22 protein-coding genes are annotated in these 25,553 nt (G+C 48.9%); 7 read left to right on the plus strand and 15 right to left on the minus strand.

What is annotated here, in order from left to right; all coding sequences use genetic code 11:
- Positions 1-36: 36 nt before the first annotated feature.
- The 10 genes from DESAL_RS15495 to DESAL_RS15540 form a co-directional block, all read right to left on the minus strand.
- The gene (locus DESAL_RS15495) at positions 37-654 is read right to left on the minus strand and encodes a phosphoribosylanthranilate isomerase (RefSeq protein WP_015852924.1); all 618 of its coding nucleotides are present in this window, start codon (positions 652-654) and stop codon (positions 37-39) included.
- Entirely contained in the window at positions 651-1,430 is a 780-nt protein-coding gene (locus tag DESAL_RS15500; protein ID WP_015852925.1) for an indole-3-glycerol-phosphate synthase, read from the minus strand. Before DESAL_RS15500 ends, DESAL_RS15495 begins: the two co-directional genes overlap by 4 nt.
- A 3-nt stretch (positions 1,431-1,433) precedes the next feature.
- Positions 1,434-2,423 carry an anthranilate phosphoribosyltransferase gene (gene trpD / locus DESAL_RS15505; protein WP_015852926.1) on the minus strand — a complete coding sequence of 330 codons (990 nt, stop codon included), beginning with the start codon at positions 2,421-2,423 and terminating at the stop codon, positions 1,434-1,436.
- 30 nt (positions 2,424-2,453) lie between these two features.
- Positions 2,454-3,026 (minus strand): anthranilate synthase component II, encoded by a 573-nt coding sequence (locus DESAL_RS15510; protein ID WP_015852927.1) that lies wholly within the window; start codon positions 3,024-3,026, stop codon positions 2,454-2,456.
- Entirely contained in the window at positions 3,007-4,422 is a 1,416-nt protein-coding gene (locus DESAL_RS15515) for an anthranilate synthase component I family protein (RefSeq protein ID WP_015852928.1), read from the minus strand. Before DESAL_RS15515 ends, DESAL_RS15510 begins: the two co-directional genes overlap by 20 nt.
- A 246-nt stretch (positions 4,423-4,668) precedes the next feature.
- Complete coding sequence (locus tag DESAL_RS15520) at positions 4,669-5,445, minus strand: prephenate dehydrogenase (protein ID WP_015852929.1); 777 nt, start codon at positions 5,443-5,445, stop codon at positions 4,669-4,671.
- Positions 5,446-5,447: 2 nt separating this feature from the next.
- Entirely contained in the window at positions 5,448-6,782 is a 1,335-nt protein-coding gene (gene aroA / locus DESAL_RS15525) for a 3-phosphoshikimate 1-carboxyvinyltransferase (protein ID WP_015852930.1), read from the minus strand.
- 46 nt (positions 6,783-6,828) lie between these two features.
- Positions 6,829-7,932, minus strand: a complete 1,104-nt coding sequence (gene pheA, locus DESAL_RS15530; protein ID WP_015852931.1) for a prephenate dehydratase — start codon at positions 7,930-7,932, stop codon at positions 6,829-6,831.
- Positions 7,933-7,939: 7 nt separating this feature from the next.
- Complete coding sequence (locus DESAL_RS15535; protein ID WP_015852932.1) at positions 7,940-8,923, minus strand: 3-dehydroquinate synthase II family protein; 984 nt, start codon at positions 8,921-8,923, stop codon at positions 7,940-7,942.
- A gap of 14 nt (positions 8,924-8,937) precedes the next feature.
- The gene (locus DESAL_RS15540) at positions 8,938-9,735 is read right to left on the minus strand and encodes a 2-amino-3,7-dideoxy-D-threo-hept-6-ulosonate synthase (protein ID WP_015852933.1); all 798 of its coding nucleotides are present in this window, start codon (positions 9,733-9,735) and stop codon (positions 8,938-8,940) included.
- A 556-nt stretch (positions 9,736-10,291) separates the two neighbouring features.
- Here DESAL_RS15540 and DESAL_RS15545 point away from each other — a divergent pair.
- The 7 genes from DESAL_RS15545 to DESAL_RS15575 all read left to right on the plus strand — a co-directional run bounded on the left by DESAL_RS15545 (position 10,292) and on the right by DESAL_RS15575 (position 19,715).
- Positions 10,292-11,662 carry an ammonium transporter gene (locus tag DESAL_RS15545; RefSeq protein WP_015852934.1) on the plus strand — a complete coding sequence of 457 codons (1,371 nt, stop codon included), beginning with the start codon at positions 10,292-10,294 and terminating at the stop codon, positions 11,660-11,662.
- Between the two features lie 30 nt (positions 11,663-11,692).
- Positions 11,693-12,022 carry a P-II family nitrogen regulator gene (locus tag DESAL_RS15550; RefSeq protein ID WP_015852935.1) on the plus strand — a complete coding sequence of 110 codons (330 nt, stop codon included), beginning with the start codon at positions 11,693-11,695 and terminating at the stop codon, positions 12,020-12,022.
- A 248-nt stretch (positions 12,023-12,270) separates the two neighbouring features.
- Positions 12,271-13,491: an EAL domain-containing protein gene (locus tag DESAL_RS15555; protein ID WP_015852936.1), complete on the plus strand. Its 1,221-nt coding sequence runs from the start codon at positions 12,271-12,273 to the stop codon at positions 13,489-13,491.
- 97 nt (positions 13,492-13,588) lie between these two features.
- Positions 13,589-14,488 carry an EamA family transporter RarD gene (gene rarD / locus DESAL_RS15560; protein ID WP_015852937.1) on the plus strand — a complete coding sequence of 300 codons (900 nt, stop codon included), beginning with the start codon at positions 13,589-13,591 and terminating at the stop codon, positions 14,486-14,488.
- A gap of 27 nt (positions 14,489-14,515) precedes the next feature.
- Complete coding sequence (locus tag DESAL_RS15565; RefSeq protein ID WP_015852938.1) at positions 14,516-16,807, plus strand: diguanylate cyclase domain-containing protein; 2,292 nt, start codon at positions 14,516-14,518, stop codon at positions 16,805-16,807.
- 190 nt (positions 16,808-16,997) lie between these two features.
- Positions 16,998-18,419 (plus strand): aspartate ammonia-lyase, encoded by a 1,422-nt coding sequence (aspA, locus tag DESAL_RS15570; protein WP_015852939.1) that lies wholly within the window; start codon positions 16,998-17,000, stop codon positions 18,417-18,419.
- A gap of 69 nt (positions 18,420-18,488) precedes the next feature.
- Complete coding sequence (locus DESAL_RS15575) at positions 18,489-19,715, plus strand: aromatic amino acid transport family protein (RefSeq protein WP_015852940.1); 1,227 nt, start codon at positions 18,489-18,491, stop codon at positions 19,713-19,715.
- Positions 19,716-19,809: 94 nt separating this feature from the next.
- Here the strand turns inward: DESAL_RS15575 and DESAL_RS15580 are convergent, their stop codons facing one another.
- The 5 genes from DESAL_RS15580 to ahcY form a co-directional block, all read right to left on the minus strand.
- Entirely contained in the window at positions 19,810-20,616 is an 807-nt protein-coding gene (locus tag DESAL_RS15580; protein WP_015852941.1) for a serine hydrolase, read from the minus strand.
- 36 nt (positions 20,617-20,652) lie between these two features.
- Entirely contained in the window at positions 20,653-21,651 is a 999-nt protein-coding gene (locus DESAL_RS15585; protein ID WP_015852942.1) for an NADase-type glycan-binding domain-containing protein, read from the minus strand.
- 163 nt (positions 21,652-21,814) lie between these two features.
- The gene (locus DESAL_RS15590) at positions 21,815-22,078 is read right to left on the minus strand and encodes an RNA recognition motif domain-containing protein (RefSeq protein ID WP_015852943.1); all 264 of its coding nucleotides are present in this window, start codon (positions 22,076-22,078) and stop codon (positions 21,815-21,817) included.
- Between the two features lie 245 nt (positions 22,079-22,323).
- A complete protein-coding gene (locus DESAL_RS15595) occupies positions 22,324-23,805 on the minus strand; it encodes a DEAD/DEAH box helicase (RefSeq protein WP_015852944.1) in 1,482 nt (493 codons plus the stop codon).
- A gap of 298 nt (positions 23,806-24,103) precedes the next feature.
- Positions 24,104-25,522, minus strand: coding sequence for an adenosylhomocysteinase (gene ahcY / locus DESAL_RS15600; RefSeq protein WP_015852945.1), 1,419 nt, complete (start codon positions 25,520-25,522; stop codon positions 24,104-24,106).
- Positions 25,523-25,553 lie beyond the last annotated feature (31 nt).

Raw genomic sequence — 25,553 nt, forward strand, 5'->3', positions numbered from 1 at the left:
ATTGGGCTGAAACGGCCGAAGGTTGCTTTTATATTTCTATTGACCAATAGCTGCAAAAGCCGCAGCCAGTTTATTTCTTTCTTTTTTGCCCGGTTCGGATTCCACTCCGGAATTAAGATCAACTCCGTTTGGTTGTGCTGTATCCAACGCTTCTCTCAGATTTTCTGCTGAAAGACCTCCTGCCAGCAACCATGGAACCGGAATGGTTACATCTTTGAACACTTCAAATTCCATTGCAATGCCATGCCCGCCGCCGGATTTTCCGGCATCGAAAAGCAAGTAAGTGCAATGAGGAACAAAACGGTCAATATCCGCTTGAAACTCTTTTACTGAATCGTACTTCTGAGGCCAGAGAACTTTGATCACCCGTTCTTTGCCCACGGCTTTACAAAATTCCTCATTCTGTCCTCCGTGCAATTGCGCAAAATCGAGCTGACCGTTTTTCAAAGTTTCGATCACTTCCGTTGCACTCTGCTTAACAAAGACACCTACCTTTTTGGCTCCGTCAGTTTTAACGGAACGGGCAAAAGCGGCATCAACGTTACGCGGGCTGGAAGGATGAAAAATGAATCCTAAAAAATCCACGCCCAATTGTTCACACATAGTCGCGTCTTCTTTGGAAGTCATTCCGCAAACTTTGACTAACAGGCTCATAACCTGCCTCCGGCAACCAACGCGGCAAGCTTGGCCTGCGGGTCCGGGCTGGACATAATTGAGGTGCCGATGAGCACGGTATCGTAGCCCAACTCATTCATCTGTGCGCAATCTTCAGGTTCACTGATTCCGCTGGCGCAGATCCAGATTTCACCCTCTTCCTTGAGCTTGATGAATTCAATGGAACGATTCATGTCGATACCAAGGGTATCAAGGTCGCGGTTATTGATCTGGATAATCCGCGCTCCGGCCTGCTTGGCCCGCTTGAGATCAACATCATCAAAAGCCTCAACCACAGCATCAAGCCCCGCGGCATGAGTTTGCTCGATCATTTCCTTAAGATAACCGTCATCCTCAAACATACGCACGATGACCAAAAGAGCCGAAGCCGGAGTAGCCAAAGTCTGCTCAATCTGCATCAGATCGGTAAGGAAATCCTTGCGCAGCATCGGCAATCCGCTAGGTTTAATTTCATCGAGGTAACTAAGATTACCCTTGAAATACTCCTCTTCGGTAAGCACAGAGATAGCCGAAGCACCTCCGGCAGCATACATCTTGGCAACATCCGCTGCGCTCAGACCAAGGTTGATATCCCCCTTGGACGGAGAAGCACGCTTATATTCGGCAATGACCTTCAGCCCGGATTCATCACGGCGGATAGCATCGGCAAAAGAAGCACGTTCCCCCGCATATGGAGTAAACTTTCTTCCTTCGGACTGCATCTTCGCCAGCATATCCAGCTCGGCCTGTTTTGCTTTTCTGAATTTATCGAGCATGACCTAGTATTCCTTATCCACGCCCTTAGCGACTTTAGCCTTGGCTTTTTCCATGCCCTCTTCCAAAGACACACCATCAAGAATGGAAATTGCCGCCCCAAGGTTCAATGCCACCATATCAAGCATGGCCTGCGGTGCGGTACCCGCCAGAACCTTACGAATTGTTGCCAAAGCTTCAGGACGATCCTTAACAGCAACATCTTCAGGCTTGGCTGCTGCAAAACCGTAATCAGCCGGATCAATCTTAACTTCGGTAAGCTCACCGTTCTCCACAAGAATCGCATCGTTCACACCGAACGGAGTCAATTCATCAAAGTTACCCGCGCCATGAATAACATACGCCTTTTCCACATTGGTCAGCACCAGCACTTCAGCCATAAGACGCAGAATTTCCGGTCTGCCAACGCCCAGAATCTGGTGAGTGGGACGTGCGGGGTTTAACAGGGGGCCCATAAGGTTAAACAAGGTCGGGATTCCCAGTTCTTTTCGAATGGGAGCGATTTTTCCGAAGGCCGGGTGGTAATTCGGGGCAAACATGAACACAAATTTATCCCGCAGCAGCACATCGCGCGCCTCATTCACTGTAGTTCCCAGTGAAACTCCCAAATCTTCCAACACATCAGCAGAACCGCAGGAAGATGAAACCGCCCTATTGCCGTGCTTGGTAACCAGATAGCCCATATCTGCAAGGTAAATCGCAACCGCAGTAGAGCAGTTGAAACTGTTGGTGCCGTCACCTCCTGTACCGCAAGTATCAATGCACGGACTGTTGATGCCTTTGATCAGCTTGGCCTCACGCAGGGCCGCACGCACACCGGCAGCAACTTCAACAGCTTTTTCGCCCTTGGTTCTCAGCCCCATGAGCAGCGCACCCGCTTGAGCATTGGTCATTTCACCGGAAAAGAGTTCCTCAAAAACAGCATCAGCCTGTTCTGTGGTCAGGTCCTGACCGGAAGAAAGAGCGGTCAGGGATTCGCTTATAATCTGTGACATTTTTATTTCCTTCTATATATAATGATAGAGCTAGATATTTCCGTCCAAGAAGTTCTTCAGCAGTTTCGGTCCATCCGGTGTCAAAATTGATTCTGGATGGAACTGCAACCCTGTCCACGGGCGGTCCTTATAGCGAAGGCCCATTACTTCATCCTGATCAGTCCATGCGGTCAGCTCCAGCATATCCGGTGCTTCATCCACATTGACCACTAGAGAATGGTAGCGGCAGACATTAAACGGATTATCCAGACCAGTGAAAATGCCTTCATTCTTGTGGTGAACATCGGAAGTCTTGCCGTGCATGATCCGTCCGGCGCGGACTACGGATGCCCCCGCAAAATGACCTAAAGTCTGGTGACCTAGGCAGACGCCGAGTACCGGAATTTCCTTGGGCAGACGAGAAAGGAATTCCAAGGACAACCCTGCGTTTTCCGGATTACTGGGGCCGGGAGAAAGGCAGACCCGTTCCAGTTTGCCGGACTCTGCAAGCTCAAGGATTTCCTCACGGTCATTGCGCAGCACCAGAGGATCAGCCCCAAGCTGCTGAAATGCCTGCACCAGATTGAAGGTAAATGAATCAAAATTATCTACGAGTAAAAACATCACCGCCCTCCGATTGCAGAATTTCCTTAAGCACCCTTGCCTTGTTGTTGCATTCCTTCCATTCCATTTCAGGATCGGAATCATAAACGATTCCAGCCCCGGCCTGCCAATGGCACTTGCCATCACGAATCCACATGGAACGAATGGTAATACCGGTATCGAGGTTCACGGAATCCTTATCCAGACCGATAAAACCGATGCAGCCTCCGTAAGGACCGCGCGGAACTTCCTCGATTTCGGAAATGATTTCCATGGCCCTGATTTTAGGGGCACCGGAAAGTGTTCCCGCCGGAAAGGTCGCTTGCAGCACGTCGATGGCATCGTGATCATCACGCAGATCGGCTTCCACATAAGAAGTGATGTGCATTACGTGGCTGAAGTATTCGATCTGCTTGAATTTTTCGACACTCACGGTACCGGGCTTGGCGATACGTCCAAGGTCATTGCGGCCAAGGTCAACCAGCATGACATGTTCAGCGATTTCCTTGGGATCAGCGAGCAGCTCTTCGGCATACTTGCGGTCCCCGGCAGCATCCTTGCCGCGCGGACGGGTCCCGGCGATAGGACGAACTTCCAGCCTGCCTTTATCGCAACGGGCCATCAATTCGGGGGAAGAACCGAGCAGGATTTCCTCACGGCTGAACTTCATATAGAACATGAACGGCGAGGGATTGGCCTGACGCAGGCGGCGATAAAGATCAAAGGAGTCACCGCTGAAAGGAGCAGAAAAACGGGTAGAAAGAACCACCTGAATGCATTCGCCCTCGGCAATGAGATCCTTAACTTTCTTGACCCCTTCCATATATTTTTCCTTACCCGGAACAGCCACCGGATCACCAACCTTGGTCGGTTCGCACTCGGCACCGAAAACAGGCGGTGTAAATTCAGGAGCGTCATCCTTATCAAGTGAAAGAAAGCAGCAGCTGTGCTTGAGGTGATCGAAAAGAACTACCCGTCCGGGCAGAGCCAAACGAACCTCAGCATCATCAGCAGGCAACTTCTCTTTGAGCTTCGGCTCCAGCATTCCGGCAATTCCGTAACCGAGTGTTCCGTATAGGCCGCGAGTCAGAGCAGGAAGTTCACCGACTTCCGGCTGGGCTTTCAGGTGCAGGGCCTTCATGACAGCACGCATGCCCTCCAGAAACTCCATGCCCGAATAAGTTGCCAATCCCGCAAGCCTTGAATCAGCGCATTCCACGGAAAGCTTACCGCGCACAGGTGAAAGCTTGAGTCTGAAATCCCAAGCTATAAGGCTGTAACGTCCAAGTCGTCCGTCAACCTCGGCACTTTCCAATAGAATTCCCGGCGCATCACCGACCAAGCCTAGATACAGACTGATCGGAGTCTGCGTATCAGCCGGCAACCATTTGCCATACTGAGTTAGTTCAATCTTCATCTTGAGTTTCTCCGTATCCGGTTAGTTTTTATTAATAAGTTGTTCAAAAAGTGCCAGATGCAAGGCGCAATAAAAGTTTAAGGCCGAAGCGTATCTAAATACATGAGGATTTAAACTTTTTGCAGCAACGCCGCAGATGGTGCTTTTTCAACAACTTATTGTAATCGCTCACACCAATTTTATATATAAAAAAAAGACCGCGTTCCGGGAGAACGCGGTCTTTATCTTTTTTAGATGCACTTCTCCCTAGGTATTGTTGTCACGCCACCACCAAGAAGCACGGTCTGCAAGCAGGTCCATATCACCTGCGGCAGCCAAAGAGAGAAAAGAACGGAACAGACGAGTAGCTTCCTGACTGTACTGGTTGGCATCAGTAATAGTCCCGAATAAATCGCTGTCCTGAGTGACCATCTTGCGTGCGGATTCGAGTCTGCGCTTGAAAGAAGGGGTCACAAACTTTTTAATATTGGGAATTTCGCGGGAACAGGCCAGAAATGCAATTGTGGAACTGAAGTTCAGGGCCTGAATCATAGCCATAGCTTTATCGTGCTCTTCAACAGAAGATTCAAAAGCGCCGAAATTGAGACGCTCAAAGAAATCCTTCACAGCCAGCATCGCCGGACGATCTTCTTCACGCTCTGCAACAAGTGCAACAGTGGGATCAAAATCAGCAGGAATCACCGGTCCGAACAAGGGATGAGTACCTACCACGGGACCATCGTAAGCACGAAGCATCTGCTGGACCGGACGCCCTTTGACCGAACCTACATCAGAGAGGATCGCACCCTTTTTCAAATGCGGAATAACCACGGGCAGGACCTCGTCCATAACCGTCACCGGAATGCACAGGATAACCAAATCGGTATCCGGCAGGCGGCGGGCCATCTTTTCCTCGTCGAGCGGAGTGTCAAAACGGTAGACCATCAGTCCGGCCCGTTCAGCAGTGAGCGCGAGGAAGCCCCCCATCTGGCCCCTAGACCCGATGATGGCTACACTATGTATTTTCTCAAACTCGCACTCCATGACTAACAACCATTTCCTTTTTTAACTTTTTCCCATTCATCCCAGAAACCGGGGAAAGATTTTGCAACACAACCGGGCTCAGCCGGGATTGATTCAATACCTGCCATAGCGAAAATCGCAGTACACATGGCAAGGCGGTGATCATCATAGGTATCGAAAACTATACGTTCACCTTTCTTGAGAGGTGCCGGGATAATGGTAATGGAATCAGCGGTAATCTCGGCCTTGCCGCCTGCGCGCATGACTTCGGCAGCACTTGCTTCGAGACGGTCACATTCCTTGATACGCAGGTGGGCTACATTGGTGATGGTAGTCGGGCTGTCCGCAAAGGCGGCAGCGACAGCTACGGTAGGCACCAGATCAGGGCACTTGCTCATGTCCACCTCAACGCCGTGCAGCTTGGAGGGGTAAACAGTTACGCTGTGATCGTCACTTTCGATCTTCGCGCCCATGGATTCAAGGATGTACATGATTGCCCTGTCTCCTTGAAGGGAATTTACGTTCATCCCTTCAATCTTAACAGGATTGTTACCTACAGCCCCGGCAGCGAGGAAGTAGGAAGCATTCGACCAGTCACCTTCAACGCGGTATTCATCGCGGTCGAACTTGGAGGGCTCGACTACAAAACGAATTTCGCCGGGAACAACCTTCTCAACTTTTCTCCAGTCGGTCTTTTTCCATACACCGTCTTTCTTGGCCTGAACCTCAAACTTAACTCTGAAATCTTCCATAACGTTGAGGGTCAGGGCAACGTAAGGCCATGATACAGCTTTCTCGCCAATCACATTGATGATGGTGGTTTCATCGGCTAGAGGTGCGCCAAGCAGCAAGCCGGAAAGGTACTGGCTGGACTCCTCAAGTGAGATATCCATTTGCTTACCTTTGAATCCGGAAGCCTCAAGAGTTACCGGAGGGTAACCCTGTTTATCGGAGAAGGTTACCTTGGTGCCCTGTGATTCAAGCGCACTGGTCAAAGCTCCGATGGGACGGTCGTGCATGCGCGGTGTACCCTGCACCCTGAAAAGTCCCTTACCTGCACCGGCAAGAGCAGTGATCAAACGGCAGGTGGTGCCGGAGTCACGCATTTCCAGAACCGCAGGTTCCTTGGCACCGCCCTTGGGACCGCCGTCCATACCGGTAACGGTAGTGGCTGTTCCATCAATATTGAACTTCGCGCCCATAGTGCTCAGGCAATCCATGGTCCGGTTGATGTCGTTGCTATCGAGAGGATCAAGTACAACGGTGGAGCCTTCAGACAAAGCACCGGCAATCAACGCCCTGTGTGACAGGGATTTTGATGATGGAGCTTTTACTACGATTACATTTTCAGAAGTCATTTTATATATTCCCGGCTAAATGAGCCTAGTAAAAAAATCTTTGTTTTTAAAATTTACTGCCGTCTTGTGAACCTGCGGGGTAACTGCCGAGTATTTTAAAAGTCAGGCAGCGTGCTTTAAGATCCTCGATAAGTGAAGCGTGCTCTTCGGCACCGAGATCACCTTGCAGATCAACGAAAAACATATACTTCCACTTTTCACCGAGAGCAGGCCGGGACTCAAGCTTGGTCATGTTTATGTCATGACCGGAAAGCTCATTGAGGACTTCCACAAGTGCACCGGGACGGTCCGGAGTAGTGAAAAGCAGTGAAGTTTTGTCACGCTTATCTTCTTGACCGGGCTTAGGGCCGATGATCAGGAAGCGGGTCCAGTTGTCCGGCAAATCTTCGATGGCCTCTGCGACTACATGCAGACCGAAAAGATTAGCCAATTTTAAATGTCCGACTGCAGCTACGGGGTCATCGCTATCAGCTACCATCTGGGCAGCCTTGGCAGTGGACTCTACAGACACGAGCTCTGCACCGGGCATGTTGGCACGAAGCCATCCGGTGCATTGCTCTAGTGCCTTGGAGTGTGAGTAGACCGTTTTGATCTCGCTGATGTCGGCACCCTTGGTCATCAGTCCGTGGCTGATACGATGATACAGCTCGGCCTGAATGAACACCGGATAGCGCATGAACAGATCAACGTTCTGCCCGACCGTTCCCTTGAGCGAATTTTCAAGGGGGATAATGCCGAGGTCGGCTTCGCCCTTGGAAACGGCCACAAAAATATCTTCAAAATTATTTTTAGGGAGCAGGTCAGCCTGACGTCCCATGTGCTGTAGTCCGGCAAAATATGAAAATGTCCCTTCGGGGCCTAGATAGACCACACGCTCAGGCCTTTGCAGCCTGCGGGAGGAAGAAATAATTTCGCGATAAATTGCTTCAAGGTGCTCAGGGGGGAGAGTTCCGGGATTGCGCTTGATTAGACCGCGCAGCACTTCCTGCTCCCGGAAAGGCTTGAAAATCTGATCAGATGATCCGGCCTTTATAGCTCCAACTGCGAGAGACGCAGCGGCACGTTTGTTGAGAAGCTCTAGAATTTCACTGTCGAGGGAATCGATTTCCACCCGCAGATCGCCAAGATTTTTTTTGCTGGACTGTGACATTTTATTATTAATCCTCTGAAATTTCTTCTTTGATGCGCATGCCGAAATGGCGGCCCGCTTCATCAATACGGCAAAGAACTTCATCGCCTTCTTTCAATGTTACCACACTTACAGGTTCACCGTCACCGCTTACAACTCTGATGGTCTCAGCGTTCTGAAGGAAAACCTTGCCGGAAACCGGACCTTCCGGGGTCTGGACCTCGGCGGTGATCAGCAGCATGGGACGAACTTCAAGTTTGCTGCGTCCGACAACTGCTACGGAAGTCTCGCCGCTTTTATCAACAACCAGCACCTCGGAACCGGAACGCAGTTCTTCGAGATAAGTGGTCTTGTCGCCGGGCAGAATGGCGTAGGCATGAACAGCCCCGGCATTAACCCGGAAAGGACGCGCTGCAACGTAAGGGTTGGATTCGGTTTCAGCATGCACGAGAAAGGTGAAGGCGGAAGAATTTCCGGTAAGGATTCCCTGTCCTTTCTTGAGCTTGGAAGTGGTATCCACACAGACCCTGTGGGCCAGACCTGCGGATTCGATGCTGGTTACTGTTGCTTTCTGAAGTTCCATCTTACCCTGCGAGAGTTTCAGTTCGGCTACAATCTGCTTAAGATCAGCAGCGCCTTCGGGAGTTACTACGATTGAATCAGCACCACGTTCCATAACCGATGCAGCAAGTCTTGCGCGGTCAAGTGATTCAGCTTCAAGGGCAAGGGCATCAATCTGGGCAAGCAGGTTTTCAACCGGGATAATCTCCCAACCTGCGGCGAGACAAACGTCTTTACCTTTTTTGTCAAGATCAACCGCAACTGCTTCGTCAGCCTTTTCGTTGATAGCTACACAAGGCATTTCTTCCGGAGTAATTACAGAGACTCGCCCGAGAGATTCAACGGTTTCCTTGTCTTCAGGAGAAGTGAGAATGGCATCCACTCCGGACTCCAGTGCAAGGCTGAGAAGCTTTTTATCAAAAGGGATCGCTTTGAATATAATCTTTTTCATTTTCCGTTCCTAAACTATTCGCCGATGTGTGCGAGAGCGTTATCTACAGTTTCATCTTCGTGTACGATCATGTGCAGGGCTTCTACCAGTTTAACGCGGTTTTCATGCTGGAAGACATTGCGGCCAACAGAAAGTCCGGCGCCGCCAGCTTCGATGGAATCTGAAACCATCTGCAGGAAATCGCGGGTGGAATCGAGCTTGGGCCCCCCAGCGATTACTACCGGGATGCAGCATCCTTCAACCACGTCTTTGAAACTTTCAACATCGCCGGTGTAGGGAACTTTTACGATATCAGCACCGAGTTCTTCGCCTGCGCGGGCGCAATGGGCAACAACTTCGGGATCGAATTCGTCTTTGATCTGAGGACCGCGGGCGTAAACCATTGCCAGCACCGGAACACCCCAGCTGGTAGCGGCGGAAGCAACTTCACCGAGATCGGAAAGCATCTGTGCTTCGGCTTCATCACCGAGATTAACGTGAACGGAAACGGCATCAGCACCGAGGCGAAGTGCGTCTTCAACAGTACCGACGAGAGTTTTTTTATTGGGGAGAGGGGAAAGACAGGTGGAAGCGGAGAGATGAACGATGAGGCCGACGTCGCCGCCCTCTTCACGGTGGGAGCAGCGAACAAGACCTTTGTGCATGAGCACGGCGTTGGCTCCTCCCTTGACCATATCGTTAACCGCTCTTCGCATGGATCGAAGTCCCTTAAGCGGCCCGACACTTATACCGTGGTCCATGGGAACAACGATAGTGCGGCCTGTATTGCGGTTTAAGATCCGCTCCATTCTTACGCTTTTTCCAATCTGCATTTTAATATCTCCTGAAGTTTGCCTCTAGATTCTCCAAGATCCGCTTCCCTTTTGGCGACCCGTGTAAAAAAAAAGGGCCGCCGGCGATTCTTCGCCTGCGGCCCTTTCGTAGAGGTCGTTTGCTATGTTTCTCTTTTTACTTTTTGTACAAGCAAACCTCCACCCGACCACAAGCGTGGGTGCACCAAAAATAAAAAAAGTAAAAAAAGTAAGAGAGGCCAGTGCCTAGGGTGTTGAAAGTCTGCATGGGTGTTACTTAACCGGGTCCTGAAAAAATTGTCAACAACTTTATTTATTTTTTTACCATCATTAATATAATAAACGCTGATTGTTAATTTTTCACAACTTAAACATTACACCAAACCTCACAGTTTACCTTTTTGTAATTTTCACACTAGTCAAATACGACAAAAAAGTTCAAAAATACATTTTTGTAATCAATATTTTTGGGTTAATCCAGCATTTATCTAATTTTTTCAACTACCTACACATTTGGCACAGTCCATGCTTTAAAACAAACATCCTTGAAGCAATCAACATCCCTAAGGAGGACTGTATGACTACCAAACGTTCAATGGCAGGCCGCAAAATTCCGGCCCTCGCAACTCTCATGCTTCTGGCAGCACCTTCCGCGGCATTTGCAGCCGAAGAAGCCATGTCCCAGACTCACGGTAACATTCTCTGGACCCTTCTCGCAGCGATCCTCGTATTTTTCATGCAGGCAGGCTTTGCATGCGTTGAAGCAGGATTCACCCGCGCCAAGAGTGCCGGTAACATCCTGATGAAAAACTTTCTCGATTTTTCCACTGGATCAATCATCTTTTTCCTGCTCGGCTTCGGCCTTATGTTCGGGATTGATGCAGGCGGCTTTATCGGCACATCCGGATTTTCACTTGCAGGAACAGGGCTCACCGACCCGGATGGACAGTGGACCATCACTTTCTGGTTCTTCCAGTCTGTATTCGCGGCAACCGCTGCCACTATCGTATCCGGTGGTATTGCTGAACGAACCAAGTTCAGCAGCTATATCCTTGTAACTTGTATCGTAACCGGACTTATCTATCCTATATCCGGACATTGGGCATGGGGCTCACTCTGGCTCGGTGATGCTGGTGCAGGCTGGCTTGAAGGTATGGGATTTATGGACTTTGCCGGCTCTACCGTAGTTCACTCCGTAGGTGGATGGATTGCTCTGGCCGGTGCCATGATCCTCGGCCCCCGTATCGGTAAATACACTGCGGACGGCAAAGCAAAAGCTATCCCCGGACACAACATTCCGCTGGCATCCCTCGGTGTATTCATTCTCTGGTTCGGCTGGTTCGGATTCAACCCCGGCTCCACCACCACCGCAGACGGTTCCATCGGCCTCATCGCCGTAACCACAAGTCTCTCCGCATGTGCGGGAACCCTCGGCGCAATGTTCACCTCATGGTTCAAATACGGAAAACCCGATATCTCCATGACTTGTAACGGCGCACTGGCAGGACTGGTCGGTATTACCGCTCCCTGCGCAACTGTAACCCCCGCAGCGGCCATTATCATCGGGATTATTGCCGGCGTACTCGTAGTTCTCTCTATCGAGTTCATTGATAAAATTCTGAAAATTGACGACCCGGTTGGTGCGGTTTCCGTACACGGTGTATGCGGTGCATGGGGAACTCTGGCCTGCGGCCTGTTCACCTCTCCCGCACTTAACGACGGTGCAGGCGGCCTCTTCTACGGCGGCGGATTCGGGCTCCTTACCACCCAGATCATCGGTATCGTAGTCTGCTTTATCTGGGCATTCGGAATGGGTTACCTCGCCTTCACCATCGCCAAGGCTGTAATGGGCATCAGGGTTACCGCGGAAGAAGAAATGAAGGGCCTCGACATAAGCGAGCACGGCATGGAGTCCTACAACGGCTTCCAGATCTTCTCCAACGAATAGTCCAACCATCACAAAGCGAGGAATAATACAATGAAACTCATCATCACATACATCAGGCCCGAATGCCTTACCCCGGTAAAGCAGGCCCTCTACGCCAAAGGCATCTACTCCATGTCGGTTACCAACATCCTCGGTTCCGGCCGGGGGGCAGGATTCACCGAAACATACCGCGGTGTAGTTATGGAAGTTAACCTGCTTAAAAAAGTTCGTATCGAGATAGGTCTGGACGAGGCCAAACTGGAAGGAGCACTGGACGCCATCAAGACCGGTGCCCAGACAGGCAAAGAAGGTGACGGTGTCATCTTTGTACAGGACCTGAACCGGACCATAAGAATCAGAACTGGCGAAGAATCACTCTAACCACACAAAACTTAGGCATATATCACTCTAACCCCAATTAGTGTACAGCAGGCCGGGTTTATCATCGGCAGTTAAACCCGGCCCAGTCCGATGCCCACCTCCATCGGACCTCACCGGCCGAAAGGGACTTCCCACCCTTTCGGCCGCTTTTTTGAAAAATAACGCTTTTAAAATTCACTTTTGTTCCACTTCGCGTCCGTGTTAACAGGATAGAAGCAACTGTAAACACATAACAAAGCGACTGCCTTATGAATACGACTCCCAATTTTTCCATTAACGAACTCATTGAAAATGATGGTTTGACCACTGTACTGCAGCCGCTTATCTCCATGAACCGCAAGGGATTGCTTGGTTTTGAAGCCCTGACCCGAGCAATCAACCCCCGTAATGGGGAAAGCATCCCTCCGTTCACACTTTTTAATATGTGTGAGGACCTTGAAACACTGACAAGACTGGACAGAGCCTGCCGGAGAAAAGCCTTTGAAACATTCGCTCCCATTTCAAGAGCAGACCGCTCACTGCTTCTGTCGGTTAATATTGATGCAGCTATTATCAACGAGAAAACATTCAATTACGGGCTGACCGGAAAGATGGTCGAAGAATGCTCCATCCCCGTTGGTAATGTCGTCCTTGAAATAATCGAATCAAAAGCCGGCAACGATGCAGCACTCTCCTCTTTTGTTGCCAAATCCCGTGAACACGGATTCCTCATCGCTCTCGATGATGTAGGAACAGGACACTCAAATCTTGACCGCATACCTTCACTAAAGCCGGACATAATCAAGATAGACCGTTCCCTCATAGCTGATATCAATAGAAAATTTCATAATATGGAAGTTACGCGCTCCCTGATCAGCCTTGCGGAAAGGACAGGATGCCTGCCTTTAGCCGAAGGAATTGAAACGATTGAGGAGGCACTGACCCTGATGAGCCTAGGCATTGATGTCTTTCAGGGCTATTTCTTCAGCAGACCGGCGCCGGCAGCAATGGCTGTAAATACAGATATGACTCCGGTAAAGCATCTGGCTTCACGCTTTAAGACCCATGTTCTTGAAAAAATAAACCGCCAGAAAATAATGGAGAACAGCTACAAAAGGATGGCCTCTAAGCTGAGGGAAGCATTAATGGATGGCACCCCCGGAACAATGGATTCAGCTCTTTCAGCCTTCATAACTGATAATACAAACATCGAATGTGCCTATATTCTGGACACTAACGGTATTCAGGTTTCCGAAACTATCTGCAATCCTTATAAACTCAAAGAAAACAGACGACTTATCTACCAGCCTGCCCCGGTAGGGGCTGACCACTCCCTGAAAGAGTACTACCTGACCATTAAGACAGGCAACCAGTGGCATACAACAGCACCATACATATCGCTTGCTTCGGGAAACAATTGCGTCACTGTTTCCACAAAAATGTACGACACACCCAAATCACCTATACTCTGCATCGATATCAGCACTTAATCCAATCCCAGGTGCAGTAATACTATAATGTTTGTTGCAACTGCACGGGGATTGGAATATCTTTCCCGCCTCAATTAATTATTACGGACCGGGAAAAATGAATAAAGACACTCATGACGGTATATTCTATGCCGCTGCGGCATTTATCCTCTGGGGGTTGCTCCCTGTTTACTGGAAATCCCTGGAAGAAGTCCCCGCACTCGAACTCCTCTGCAACAGAATCGTCTGGTCACTCTTTTTTGTAGCGATCCTGCTTTCCTGCAAAAAACGCTGGGCAGAAGTAAAGAGCGCCCTTGCAGATAAAAAAGGTAAAATTCTGCTGACCATAAGCAGTTGCCTCATCGGAACGAACTGGTTCGTTTATATATGGGCAGTCAACCATAACCATGTGGTGGATACCAGCATGGGTTATTACATGACACCGCTGATGAACGCATTGCTCGGCTTCATTTTCATGAAAGAGAGACTAAACCGCCTCCAAGTCATTGCCATCACCCTCGCTGCGTGCGGGGTAGTCTATTCTATAATTGATTTCGGTCACATTCCTTATATAGCATTAACGTTAGCTGTTTCATTCGCCTTTTACGGACTGGTCCGTAAAGTGATGAAAGTGGAATCCCTTCCGGGACTCTTTGTTGAAACAGCCGTGCTTGCTCCATTATCTGCGATTTACCTACTATGGCTGGCTTTTTCAGGAGAAATAAGTATATATAAAATCAGCCTGATGGATAATATCCTGTTGCTTGGAGCAGGCGCCGCCACATCTTTGCCACTTATCTTTTTTGCCCACGGAGCGCGTAGGTTGCGCTTGGTAACATTGGGTATGATGCAATACATCGCTCCCACATTGGCACTGATGCTCGGCGTCTTTGTATATGAAGAGCCATTCAACTCTGCACGGCTGGTTACTTTCGCCTTTATCTGGAGCGGAATTGCGGTTTATGTAGCAGACGGGTTGAATAAAAATTTTAAAACTATTTCAAGTTCAAAAAACTGATCAGAACTGCAGGGCCGGAGCATAAAATTGATTTTAGCACCTAAGAAAAGCAACTTTTTCAAAAAGTGGATTCCGCTCAGGCTGATAATCCCCCTGATTATGATTCTGACCGTAGCCAGCTATATCTGTATTAAGCTGGATACTATGTCCATTCAGGATCAAGAAAGAATCTTTAATGAGCAGCAGGCCCTGCAAGCAAAACTGGTCGCCACAGCTATAGAAGACCATCTTGTAAACATAATCGAATCGTCCTCAACTCTGGCTAAATACTCACTGGTTGATTTTGTTGCAGGCAACCGCTCCGCAGAATCAATAAAAAAACTCTTCAAAATTAAGCAGACAGACCAAACCTCCCTGACTCTGGTCAGCTTCACCCCTATAAAAGGGGGAGAGCTTACTTCTGAGATCAATTCACCTAAATTAATTCAGGCACATCGCATTGCGCAGGAGTGGACTGAAAAATATTTCTCCGCTGTTTCAGGCATGCGTTCAGGATTCATTACCCCGAAACCGGTAACCACTGAGAATATATATGTTGCCGGGGTGCTCATGCCGGTATGGAATGATAACAATTTCTCAGGAATACTCACAATTGTTATTGATCTGGACAAACTTACGGACAAATACATCGGACCGCTGCAAATCGGTAAATTCGGGTCAGGATATATTATAGATGGATCTGGAACAGTCCTGTTTGATCAGGAGACCGAAATAGTCGGGCAAAACGTGTTTACGCTTCACAAAGGCTATCAGGATTTGATCAAGATAGACTCCCGCATGCTCCACGAGCCTTACGGAACCGGAGAATACTCCTTTACTGTAAAGCGGAATAAACACGTGGAGCGCAAGCTGGTCGCATGGCATTCTGTTCGTTTTGGAGAAATGAAACTTGTTGTAGCCCTTTCCGCGCCCGAAACTGATGCAACCAGCTCTTTGGCTTCCATACAGGCTGTGCGGGCAGCAATGTTTGTATTCCTTTCCCTGCTATTTTTCGCAGTAGTCTTTTTCTTTTACTACCATAGATCCCAGCAACTGCTTCTCCGTCAGAACAAGGAGCTGAAAAGCAAGGATAATGTTTTCGGAGCCATCGCCAAAAATGCCCCGGGAATTATTTACAAATGTGAAATTTCTCAACCTTTTGAAATGCACTATATAAGTTCCAAAATCCGCAAAGTAACAGGATTTGACCCTGATAATTTTCTCAAGGGTGGAAAGAGCATGTATTATGATCTGGTGCATCCGGAAGACCGCGCCGGACTGAAAAATGTAATCAGCAACTCTCTAAGCAACAACAAATCCTTTGAGCATGAATACCGCATCATCCGCAGCGATGGTAATCACCGCTGGGTTTATGAAAAAGGAACTATTCTTTTAGAAGAGAACAGTATGGTCGGATTCATCATTGATGTTACAGACCGCAAAAAAGAAGAAAAAGCCCTCAAGCAGGCTGAAGAAAACTACAGCGCTCTGGTCACCACAGCACCGCTTGGAATATTCCAAACCACCCCACAGGGCAAATTCATCAGTGCCAACAACCAGATGGCCGCATATTACGGATACAATTCATCTGAATCCTTTCTGGCTGAAATTACTGATATCGCACGTGACTGCTATGAGCAGCCCGAAGAACGGGACCGCCTAATGACCATCCTCGACAAATTTGGCCGGACGAGCAACTTTGAAGCCCGCCAAAAACGCAGAGACGGTTCTACATTCTGGGCAAGTGAAACAATCATGGCCATCGAAGATGAAGATGGGAACATTATCCGCATGGACGGCTTTCTCATGGATATTTCCGAACGCAAGGAACATGAGGAAACTATGCGCCGTCTGGCTATGTTTGACAACCTGACCGGTTTGCCGAACCGAGTTCTCTTTGATGACCGCTTAAAACAAGCTCTTTCACATGCCAACCGTAACCGCATGAAAGTTGCCATTCTCTATGCCGATCTCGATAACTTCAAGCAGGTTAACGATGAACTGGGGCATATGGCAGGAGATACTGTACTTAAAGAAGTTGCCGGAAGATTCAGCGACTGTCTGCGGACCAGCGACACCCTTTCCCGCATCGGCGGTGACGAATTCATCTTTATATTACAGGATGTGGGAACCAGCACTGAAATCGAAGTAGTCGCCCAGCGCATAATAGACTCCATGCGCGCGCCGTTCTATGTCGGCGAGAAGGTTTACAGGATCGGAGCAAGCATAGGAATCAGTGTTTTCCCGGATAATGGCGAAGAAAAAGAAAAGCTGATCCGCATTGCAGATGAAGCCATGTACAAAGCTAAAAATAAGGGTAAAAACGGTTACTCATTTTAAATTAGCGTTGTTTTCACAAAAAAGGCACTTTTTTCACAACAACCGCTCTAAATAAAGATTTCAAATAGTTGTATTGACCCCGCATGCCGATGTGATAAAACGAAATTAACGGGGCAATACAGTACCGTCTTTTCTTCAGCGGTGCTTTCTCCCCCGAAATACACCACAATACAATTCTTTGGAGAAAGAAATGAAATTTCGTAATGAGCATGACTGCATAGGCCAGAAAGAAGTTCCTGAAGATGCCCTATACGGGGCACAGACCATGAGGGCATCCGAGAACTTTCGCATTACCGGAATACCCATCTCCCACTATCCACACATTATCTACTCTCTTGCCCAGATCAAAAAAGCCGCCGCTTTGACCAATAATGAGCTGGATAAGTTGGATGATGAAAAGACTAAAGCTATCGTCTTTGCCTGCGATGAATTGCTGGCTGACAAGTACCATGACCAGTTTGTGGTCGATATCATTCAGGGCGGTGCCGGAACCTCCACCAACATGAATGCCAACGAGGTCATCGCCAATATCGGCCTTGAACATCTCGGCTTCAAACGTGGTGAATACGATAACCTGCACCCCAATATTCACGTCAACATGGCCCAGTCCACAAATGACGTATACCCCACCTGCCTGCGACTCACCCTGATTGCAAAGATGGACCAGCTCATCGAGTCCATGGAATATCTGCAGGAGAGCTTCGCAGCAAAGGGTAAAGAATTTTCACATATCCTTAAAATGGGCCGTACCCAGCTTCAGGACGCAGTGCCCATGACCCTCGGTCAGGAATTCACATCCTACTCGGTTATGATCGGGGAAGATATTGAGCGTGTACGCGAAGCCAAAGCCTTGATCTGCGAGATCAATATGGGTGGAACCGCCATCGGCACCGGGCTGAACGCTCCGCCCAAGTACGCAGAACTGGTTACCGCAAAGCTGAAAGAAATCAGCGGTTTTGATCTTGAGTTGGCCCCTGACCTCGTTGAGGCCACTCAGGATACCGGAGCATATGTACAGCTTTCCGGTGTACTTAAGCGCGTAGCTGTTAAAATTTCCAAAATTTGTAACGACCTGCGCCTGCTCTCATCGGGCCCGCGCTGCGGACTCAATGAAATCAACCTGCCGCGCATGGCTCCGGGTTCTTCCATCATGCCCGGGAAGGTCAATCCGATCATCCCGGAAGTGGTTAACCAGATTGCGTTCACCGTCATCGGCAGTGACGTAACCGTCAGCATGGCAGCCGAAGCAGGACAGTTGGAATTGAACGTAATGGAACCGGTTATCTGCGCCAGCCTGCTCAATTCCCTGACCATTATGCGCCGGGGATTCCGCACCTTGGCTGACCGCTGCATCTCCGGCATCACCGCCAATGAAGATGTCTGCCGCGGCTACGTGGAAAACAGCATAGGACTGGTTACCGCACTCAACCCCTACATCGGTTATGAAAAATCAACCGAAGTAGCTAATGAAGCACTTAAATCAGGACGCTCCGTCTACGACATTGTCATTGAAAAGGGTTACATGTCCAAAGAGGACTTGGATAAAGCGCTTTCACCCGCAGCCATGGTTCACACCCATCCGCTAAGCCTTGTTGAAACTGCTGACGAATAAGATTCAAAGGCCGCACAGCTTATGCTCTGCGGCCTTTTTTTATAACTGATTTGATAACGGGAGGTACTAATGACGCAGGAAAAATCAGCTTCAGCCCTATCCATGATGTTCGTGGTAGTGGGCAACATGCTAGGTGCTGGAATCCTGGCACTGCCGGTAAATCTATGTGCGGCAGGATTCTATCCTTCTGTTGCCGCCACCCTGCTCATGTGGGTGCTCATGACCTACACCGCCCTGATCTACTCGGAGCAGAAAAGTCTCACGACCAATGAGAACGCAGACCTGCCGACATTTTTCCACCAGGAACTGGGAAATGCCGGGAAATGGGTAACAATTGTCGCCAACCTGATTATTCTATACGGGGTTCTTGTTGCCTATCTTTGCGGTATCTCCGCTATTATCATGAGCCTGCAATCAGCGTTGCCCAAGTCAGTGGTCATGATTATCTATTTCGCGCTGGTTACAGGAATGACCGCGTTCGGCATGAAAATGATGAAGAAATGCACGCCTTACATGGTCACCATCATGTGGATCACTTTCGGCGCACTGGTCTTCATGGTTGTGCCCGATGTTTCAGCCCCGAACCTTGAGGCTCTAGACTGGACCTACATTCCCGCAGGACTCCCGGTACTGCTCATGGCCTTTCATTTTCATAACATCATTCCGAGCATATGCCGGACACTGGAACATGACCGCAGAAAAATTCGCACTGCCATCATCGGTGGAACCACTATCGGCATGGTAATGAATATTACATGGCTGTTGGTTGTGCTCGGCGCACTGCCCCTTTCAAATCCCGAAACACATATCGACCTGATCACCGCCTTCGGCAAGAATGATCCGGCAACCATTCCATTGGAGCAATTACTACAGACTCCTGTTTTCACCTATGTAGCCCTGATCTTCGCAGTGGTTGCAATGTCCACCGCATTCATGGCTAACGGAACAGCCCTGCTCAGCTTCATGCGCGACCTGATCTCCAGCAACTTCGGAATCAATAATAAAGTCGTTGTCTGGTGCCTGTCATTTCTTCCCCCGCTGCTGGTCGGCCTGCTTTACCCGGATATTTTTCTGGTAGCCATCAACCTTGTGGGCGGAGTCGGCGAGTGCATCATCTTCGGAATCCTGCCCGGTTTCATTGTCTGGAAATACTCCCCGGAAGGTTCAATCCGTAAATATTCAGGGATGGTCCTCATCGTCTGCTTTGCCGCAGTCCTGATCATCGAACTGGGTCAGGAATTCGGTCTCCTGCACCTCAGCCCGAATGTTGAATACTGGACCCACCATACAAGGTAGTGCCACCTTATACAGTCAGGGAGAGTATTAATACACTTCACTGCATTGAAAATAAAAGCGGGGATGATTTCAAATCATCCCCGCTTTTTTAAATCTATATTACCCCTGACAGTTTCAAACACTTCTTGGTAACATCAAACCGCGACTTGGAAAATGAAGCTCCCGGTTCGGGCGACTCAAGATAAGTGGCATAATAAAACATCCTGCCTTCCTTAACCTTCACAGCTCCTACCAACCATCCAATTTGCGGGTTAACCCGCTGAGCCCATCCGGTCTTACCCCATAATGTATACTTGTCATTTCTTTCCAAGAGCAGAATATCTCTTATGGCCTTCTGATCTTCCTGAGGAAAAGGGAGGATTCCATTATATAACTTCTCCAAGAACTCAACCTGCTCCAAAGGAGTAACCCTTAAATTGCCGTCAAGCCAGAAAGCAATAGTCGGACCTTCAGTATCAGCATTTGTATAGTCAAGCCGCAACAATTCCTCATGTATTCGATCACGCCCGATCCTTCCGGCTGTCTCCTCAAAATACCAAATAGCTGAATGTTTAACCGCCTGGGCAAGACTCAAATCCTGATTCCATGGTTTGTAACCGCGATCCTTGCCATCCCACTTCAGGACTGAATCAATACTCTCATGCACCCCGGTTTTCAGGGCAATAAGGCTATGTACTATTTTAAATGTTGATGCAGGCATCAAAGGCTGATCAGCTAGCTGCAAGTCACTGGCAGTAATGATGCTACGCTCAGCATCAAGCAGGACAAAACACCCTTTGTAAGCGCAATCTTTAAATGGGCCGGCAAGCCGTTTATCAAGAACAACAGGACCCGCAACAACGGTCGAACAAAACATGCACACCCACAAAAAAATAAATACAACCACTCTGCAAAATGACATTATCCCCTCCTGCAAAGGTCGGCTCAGCGGACAAATCTAAAACTCAGTTTTATTCTTAACCTTCCAATCCCCGTATTCCCTCTTCAAATGAAACAGGGCATTTTCAGACATCTGGTGGGATTTCATATCGAAGATGACCGTATATTCTCCCTTTACCCAAAGCTCCACCTCTGTAGGTGTCAGGGTACGGATGCTGAAACGCAGGCCGGAAGTGGAGACCACAGCACTCTTGTATTTATCAAGCACATTGCGCTTTTCGAGCATGGACCGAAAACTTTCAAAAGTGGAACTTTCGAGCAGAAATTGATCCTGCGTGAACATTCGCGGATACTCTTCATTAATTGTTACAAAATTTGTATAAAATTTATCAAAAAAGACCTTCATTTCATCAAGCACAACCTGCTTTTTCTCAAGCTTGCTCATCTTCTCGTAAAGGACTTTCTTTTCCTTTTCACTCATCTTGCGGGACTTCATCACCACAGCTTCACCCGCAACTGAATTATCAAGTTTTCCCTTTTTCTCGGATGCGGCGGCCGCAATTTCTTCCGGGGTAATGCGATGATATTTTATAATCACTTCTGAAATACCGGCCTGCTTAACATTCGGGTTCTTGTAAACAGTATGAACATTCAGGGCGAGGCTGGTCGTAGGAAATTTACGAATTCTCGGATTCTGTTTCTTATCTGTATCAACAAGGGTAAATTCCTGTCGCTGTCCCCCGGAAAAGGAAATCGCCACATCCTTGATACGACCCACCTTTTCCTGCCCTGGTCCGGTATCAACACCATTCACAATATAGACAGAATCCACAACAACCTGCGCCGGGAAAAAGAACTGAATCCATTCACCGGAACCATTCCCCTCGCTGTTCTCAATCCATCCGGTAGTGCTGTTACTATCAGTGAGATATTTGCCATCAAAAACAGTTTCTCCATCCATGGGAACAAAAGAAGAAGTCCGCACATGGAAAGGCTGGGCAAGAGCGGTAGCAGGAATCGCGAGTAAACAAATAAGCAAAACAAGTTTGCGCAACATAAAAAATCTCCGAAAACAAAATGTGAGGATTAGACTTATGAAGAAACAGCTGACGTTATAACGAAACAAAGAACGGGTGAAAATAGAAAAAGCCCGTCTTTCGTGTGAAAAACGGGCTCAAGAGCAATTGCTTGCTCAAAAAAGACAGTCAAATATATATTGACTACCAGCGGGGGCGCGGTGCACGGGGCTTCGCTTCGTTAACCTTGAGGTTACGTCCGCCGAAGTCTTTACCATCCAGATTGTCGATAGCTTCCATTGCGCCAGCGTCTTCCATTTCAACAAAGCCGAAGCCACGGGGGCGACCGGTTTCTCTGTCTTCGATGAGTTTAACAGATACAACTTCACCGAAAGCTTCGAAAGCAGCGCGTACTTCGTCTTCAGTTGCAGACCAGGGCAGGTTACCGACATAGATGTTCTTGGACATTAAAAATTCTCCTAAAAAATGTATAAACTTTCACGCAAATGCGTCAGGTACAAAAAAAAGGCAGAGTACAAGATGCGTACACTGCTCCTTGATATACCTGTTGAACTAAAACCAGCTTCCTTCCAAGAGGCCGCTGGCAACTAAAGACACTGTTTTACTACTTCCATGCAAAAGTCAAGGGAAATATTTCAAAAATAAATTATTTCTACATAAAGAAAAACAGGCATTAAAAGCAAAACACCCGATTATACTTTAGAAAAACGGGAAGGACGACGTTTTCTTCTTGAAGGTCTTCCTGTTTTGCGTTTTGCACTATCCTCTTGATTTCCTTTAGGACCGCCGGACTTACGTTTAGACGAAGGACGTGAATCGCGTCTTTCATCAGAACTTTTTGCAGGACCGCCACTAGGCTTGCGTCCTCCACCCGGCTTGCGTCTTCCTCCAGACTTACGTTCGCCAGCAGGTTTACGGCTTTCATCGCCATCACGGGCTTCAGCGGGTTTGCGGCCCCTTCCCGGTCTACGTTCGCCAGCAGGCTTGCGATCTGCAGCAGGCTTGCGTCCACCGCCCCTCTTTGCCGGAGCCGGGTGGGTGTTAGGTTTATCGTAGTCAAAATCTTCAAGGGTACGGTGCTCGATTGAATAGCCTACAGCTTTTTCAATCTCACGCATAAGACGCAGATCATCGCGAGTTACAAATGAAAATGCACTCCCGCTTCGTCCCGCACGTCCGGTACGACCGATGCGGTGGGTGTAGGTCTCGGCAGTATCAGGAACATCAAGGTTGACCACATGTGTGATACGGTCGCAGTCAATTCCGCGTGCCGCAATATCAGTAGCGACCATTACTTTAAAAGAGCCGTCCCGGAAGCCGTCCAGAGCACGCTGACGCTGGTTCTGGCTCATATTGCCCTGAAGAAAAGTAGCCTTATGACCACGCGCCGCAAGTCTGCGGGCAAGGTTCTTGGCCTTATGCTTGGTACGGGTAAAAACAAGCAGACTGTCGTAATCTGTCTGTTCAAGAACCTTGAAAAGCAGGTTATTCTTCAAGTGCTGGCTGACCGGATAAAAAACATGCTCAACAGTCTTTGCCGGAGCAGTATTGGCGACCTGTACAGTTGCAGGACGATAAAGAATCTTATCTGCAAGATCGCGGATATCATCAGGCATGGTAGCAGAAAAAAGCAGGTTCTGGCGGCGCTGGGGAAGCTTGGACATGATCTTGCGGATGTCCGGCAGGAAGCCCATATCAAGCATACGGTCAGCCTCATCCAAAACAAGGGTATCAACCTTATCCAGCTTGATCACACCCTGATTCATCAGGTCCAGCAGACGACCGGGACAAGCTACGATAACAGACGAGCGGCGGGCAGCCTGAATCTGCGGCATTGCTCCCACTCCGCCGAAAACAGCGGCGCTGCGGATTCCGGCCTCAACACCAAGCTCCATGAAATTCTCATGAATCTGCAAAGCAAGTTCACGGGTCGGTGCCAGCACCAATACACGGATAGGTCCCTGACCTGAAAACTTCTTTTCCAGCAGACGCTGCATGATAGGCAGAGCAAAAGCGGCGGTTTTACCGGTTCCGGTCTGGGCAAGGCCCATTACATCCCGACCTTTGAGAACTTCGGGAATAGCTTTTGTTTGAATGGGGGTCGGCGTTTCATAGCCGCAAGCATGTATTCCGGCCATTATACGCCGGTCGAAAGAAAATTGTTTAAAACTCACAATATATCCAGTGGTGAAAGGACTATGTCTGACGGCTGCGCGTGACGGCACCCGTGCTGCGGAAAAAATTCCGAATATTAATAATCTCTGGGACGTAGAGGATAAGAACTTCGAAAAGCGAAGTGGATTTCCAGATAAAAAGAATAGGATCTTTGCATGCGTCCAGTCACGCCGAGGTGGGAGTTAGTGACTTATTATGAAGCAAATGTAAAGAGGAAAGTATTAGAATAAAAAATTCCGCAGCACCGAAGCACTGCGGAATCTTATATTCAAATCAACATCCCCGAAGGGAATCTGATTAGTAGCGGTAGTGATCAGGCTTGTAAGGACCTTCAACATCAACGCTGATGTAGTCGGCCTGTTCTTTGGAGAGAACATCAAGCTCAACACCGAGGCGCTCGAGGTGGAGTCTTGCAACTTCTTCGTCGAGTTTCTTGGAGAGGATCATTACTTTAGGCTCGTACTCGTTCTTAGCAAGGTCGATCTGTGCAAGAGCCTGGTTGGTGAAGCTGTTGGACATTACGAAGCTGGGGTGACCGGTAGCGCAACCGAGGTTTACGAGGCGGCCTTCAGCAAGAACGATGACGGACTTGCCGGATTCCATAACCCACTTATCAACCTGAGGTTTGATTTCGATCTTCTTGGCGGTCTTGCTGTTTTCAAGGTAGCCCATTTCGATTTCGTTATCGAAGTGACCGATGTTGCAGATGATTGCTTCATCTTTCATCTTAGAAATGTGCTCGCCGGTGATAACGTGGTAGTTACCGGTGCAGGTAACGAAAACATCACCGCGCTCTACAGCATTAGCCATAGTGCAGACTTCGAAGCCTTCCATTGCAGCCTGAAGTGCGCAGATGGGGTCGATCTCGGTAACGAGAACACGAGCACCGAAACCGCGCATGGACTGTGCACAACCTTTACCTACGTCACCGTAACCGACAACAACAACGACTTTACCGGCGATCATAACGTCGGTAGCGCGTTTGATACCGTCAGCAAGAGACTCGCGGCAACCGTAGAGGTTGTCGAACTTGGACTTGGTAACGGAGTCGTTAACGTTGATTGCGGGGAAGAGCAGTTCGCCTGCTTCCTGCATCTGGTAGAGGCGATGTACGCCGGTGGTGGTTTCTTCGGAAACGCCGCGTACTTTTTCTGCGATTGCAGTCCATTTGCCGGGAGTTTCAGCAACGGAAAGTTTCAGGCGGTCCAGAACGCACTGGAATTCCTTGTTGTCGGTTTTCTCATCAAGGATGGAAGCGTCTTTTTCTGCTTTAACACCGTGGTGGATGAGCAGAGTTGCGTCGCCGCCGTCGTCAACGATGAGGTCGGGACCGGAACCGTCAGGCCAGGTCAGAGCCTGCTCGGTGCACCACCAGTATTCTTCGAGGGTTTCACCCTTCCATGCGAATACTTTAGCAGTGCCGTTTGCTGCGATAGCTGCAGCTGCGTGGTCCTGAGTGGAAAAAATGTTGCAGGAAGCCCAGCGGATGTCAGCACCGAGAGCGTGCAGGGTCTCGATGAGCATTGCGGTCTGGATGGTCATGTGCAGGGAACCCATGACTTTGAGGCCCTTAAGGGGCTTCTCTTTACCGTATTTTTCACGGATAGACATGAGACCGGGCATTTCGCGCTCGGAAAGCTGCATTTCTTTGTTACCCCAGTCAGCGAGGGAAATGTCAGCAACTTTGTAATCAAGCTTAGAATCTACTTTAAGCATTGAAACCTCCATTTACGGGCACTGGGCCCAA

The organism is Maridesulfovibrio salexigens DSM 2638, from assembly GCF_000023445.1.
Lineage (GTDB): Bacteria > Desulfobacterota > Desulfovibrionia > Desulfovibrionales > Desulfovibrionaceae > Maridesulfovibrio > Maridesulfovibrio salexigens.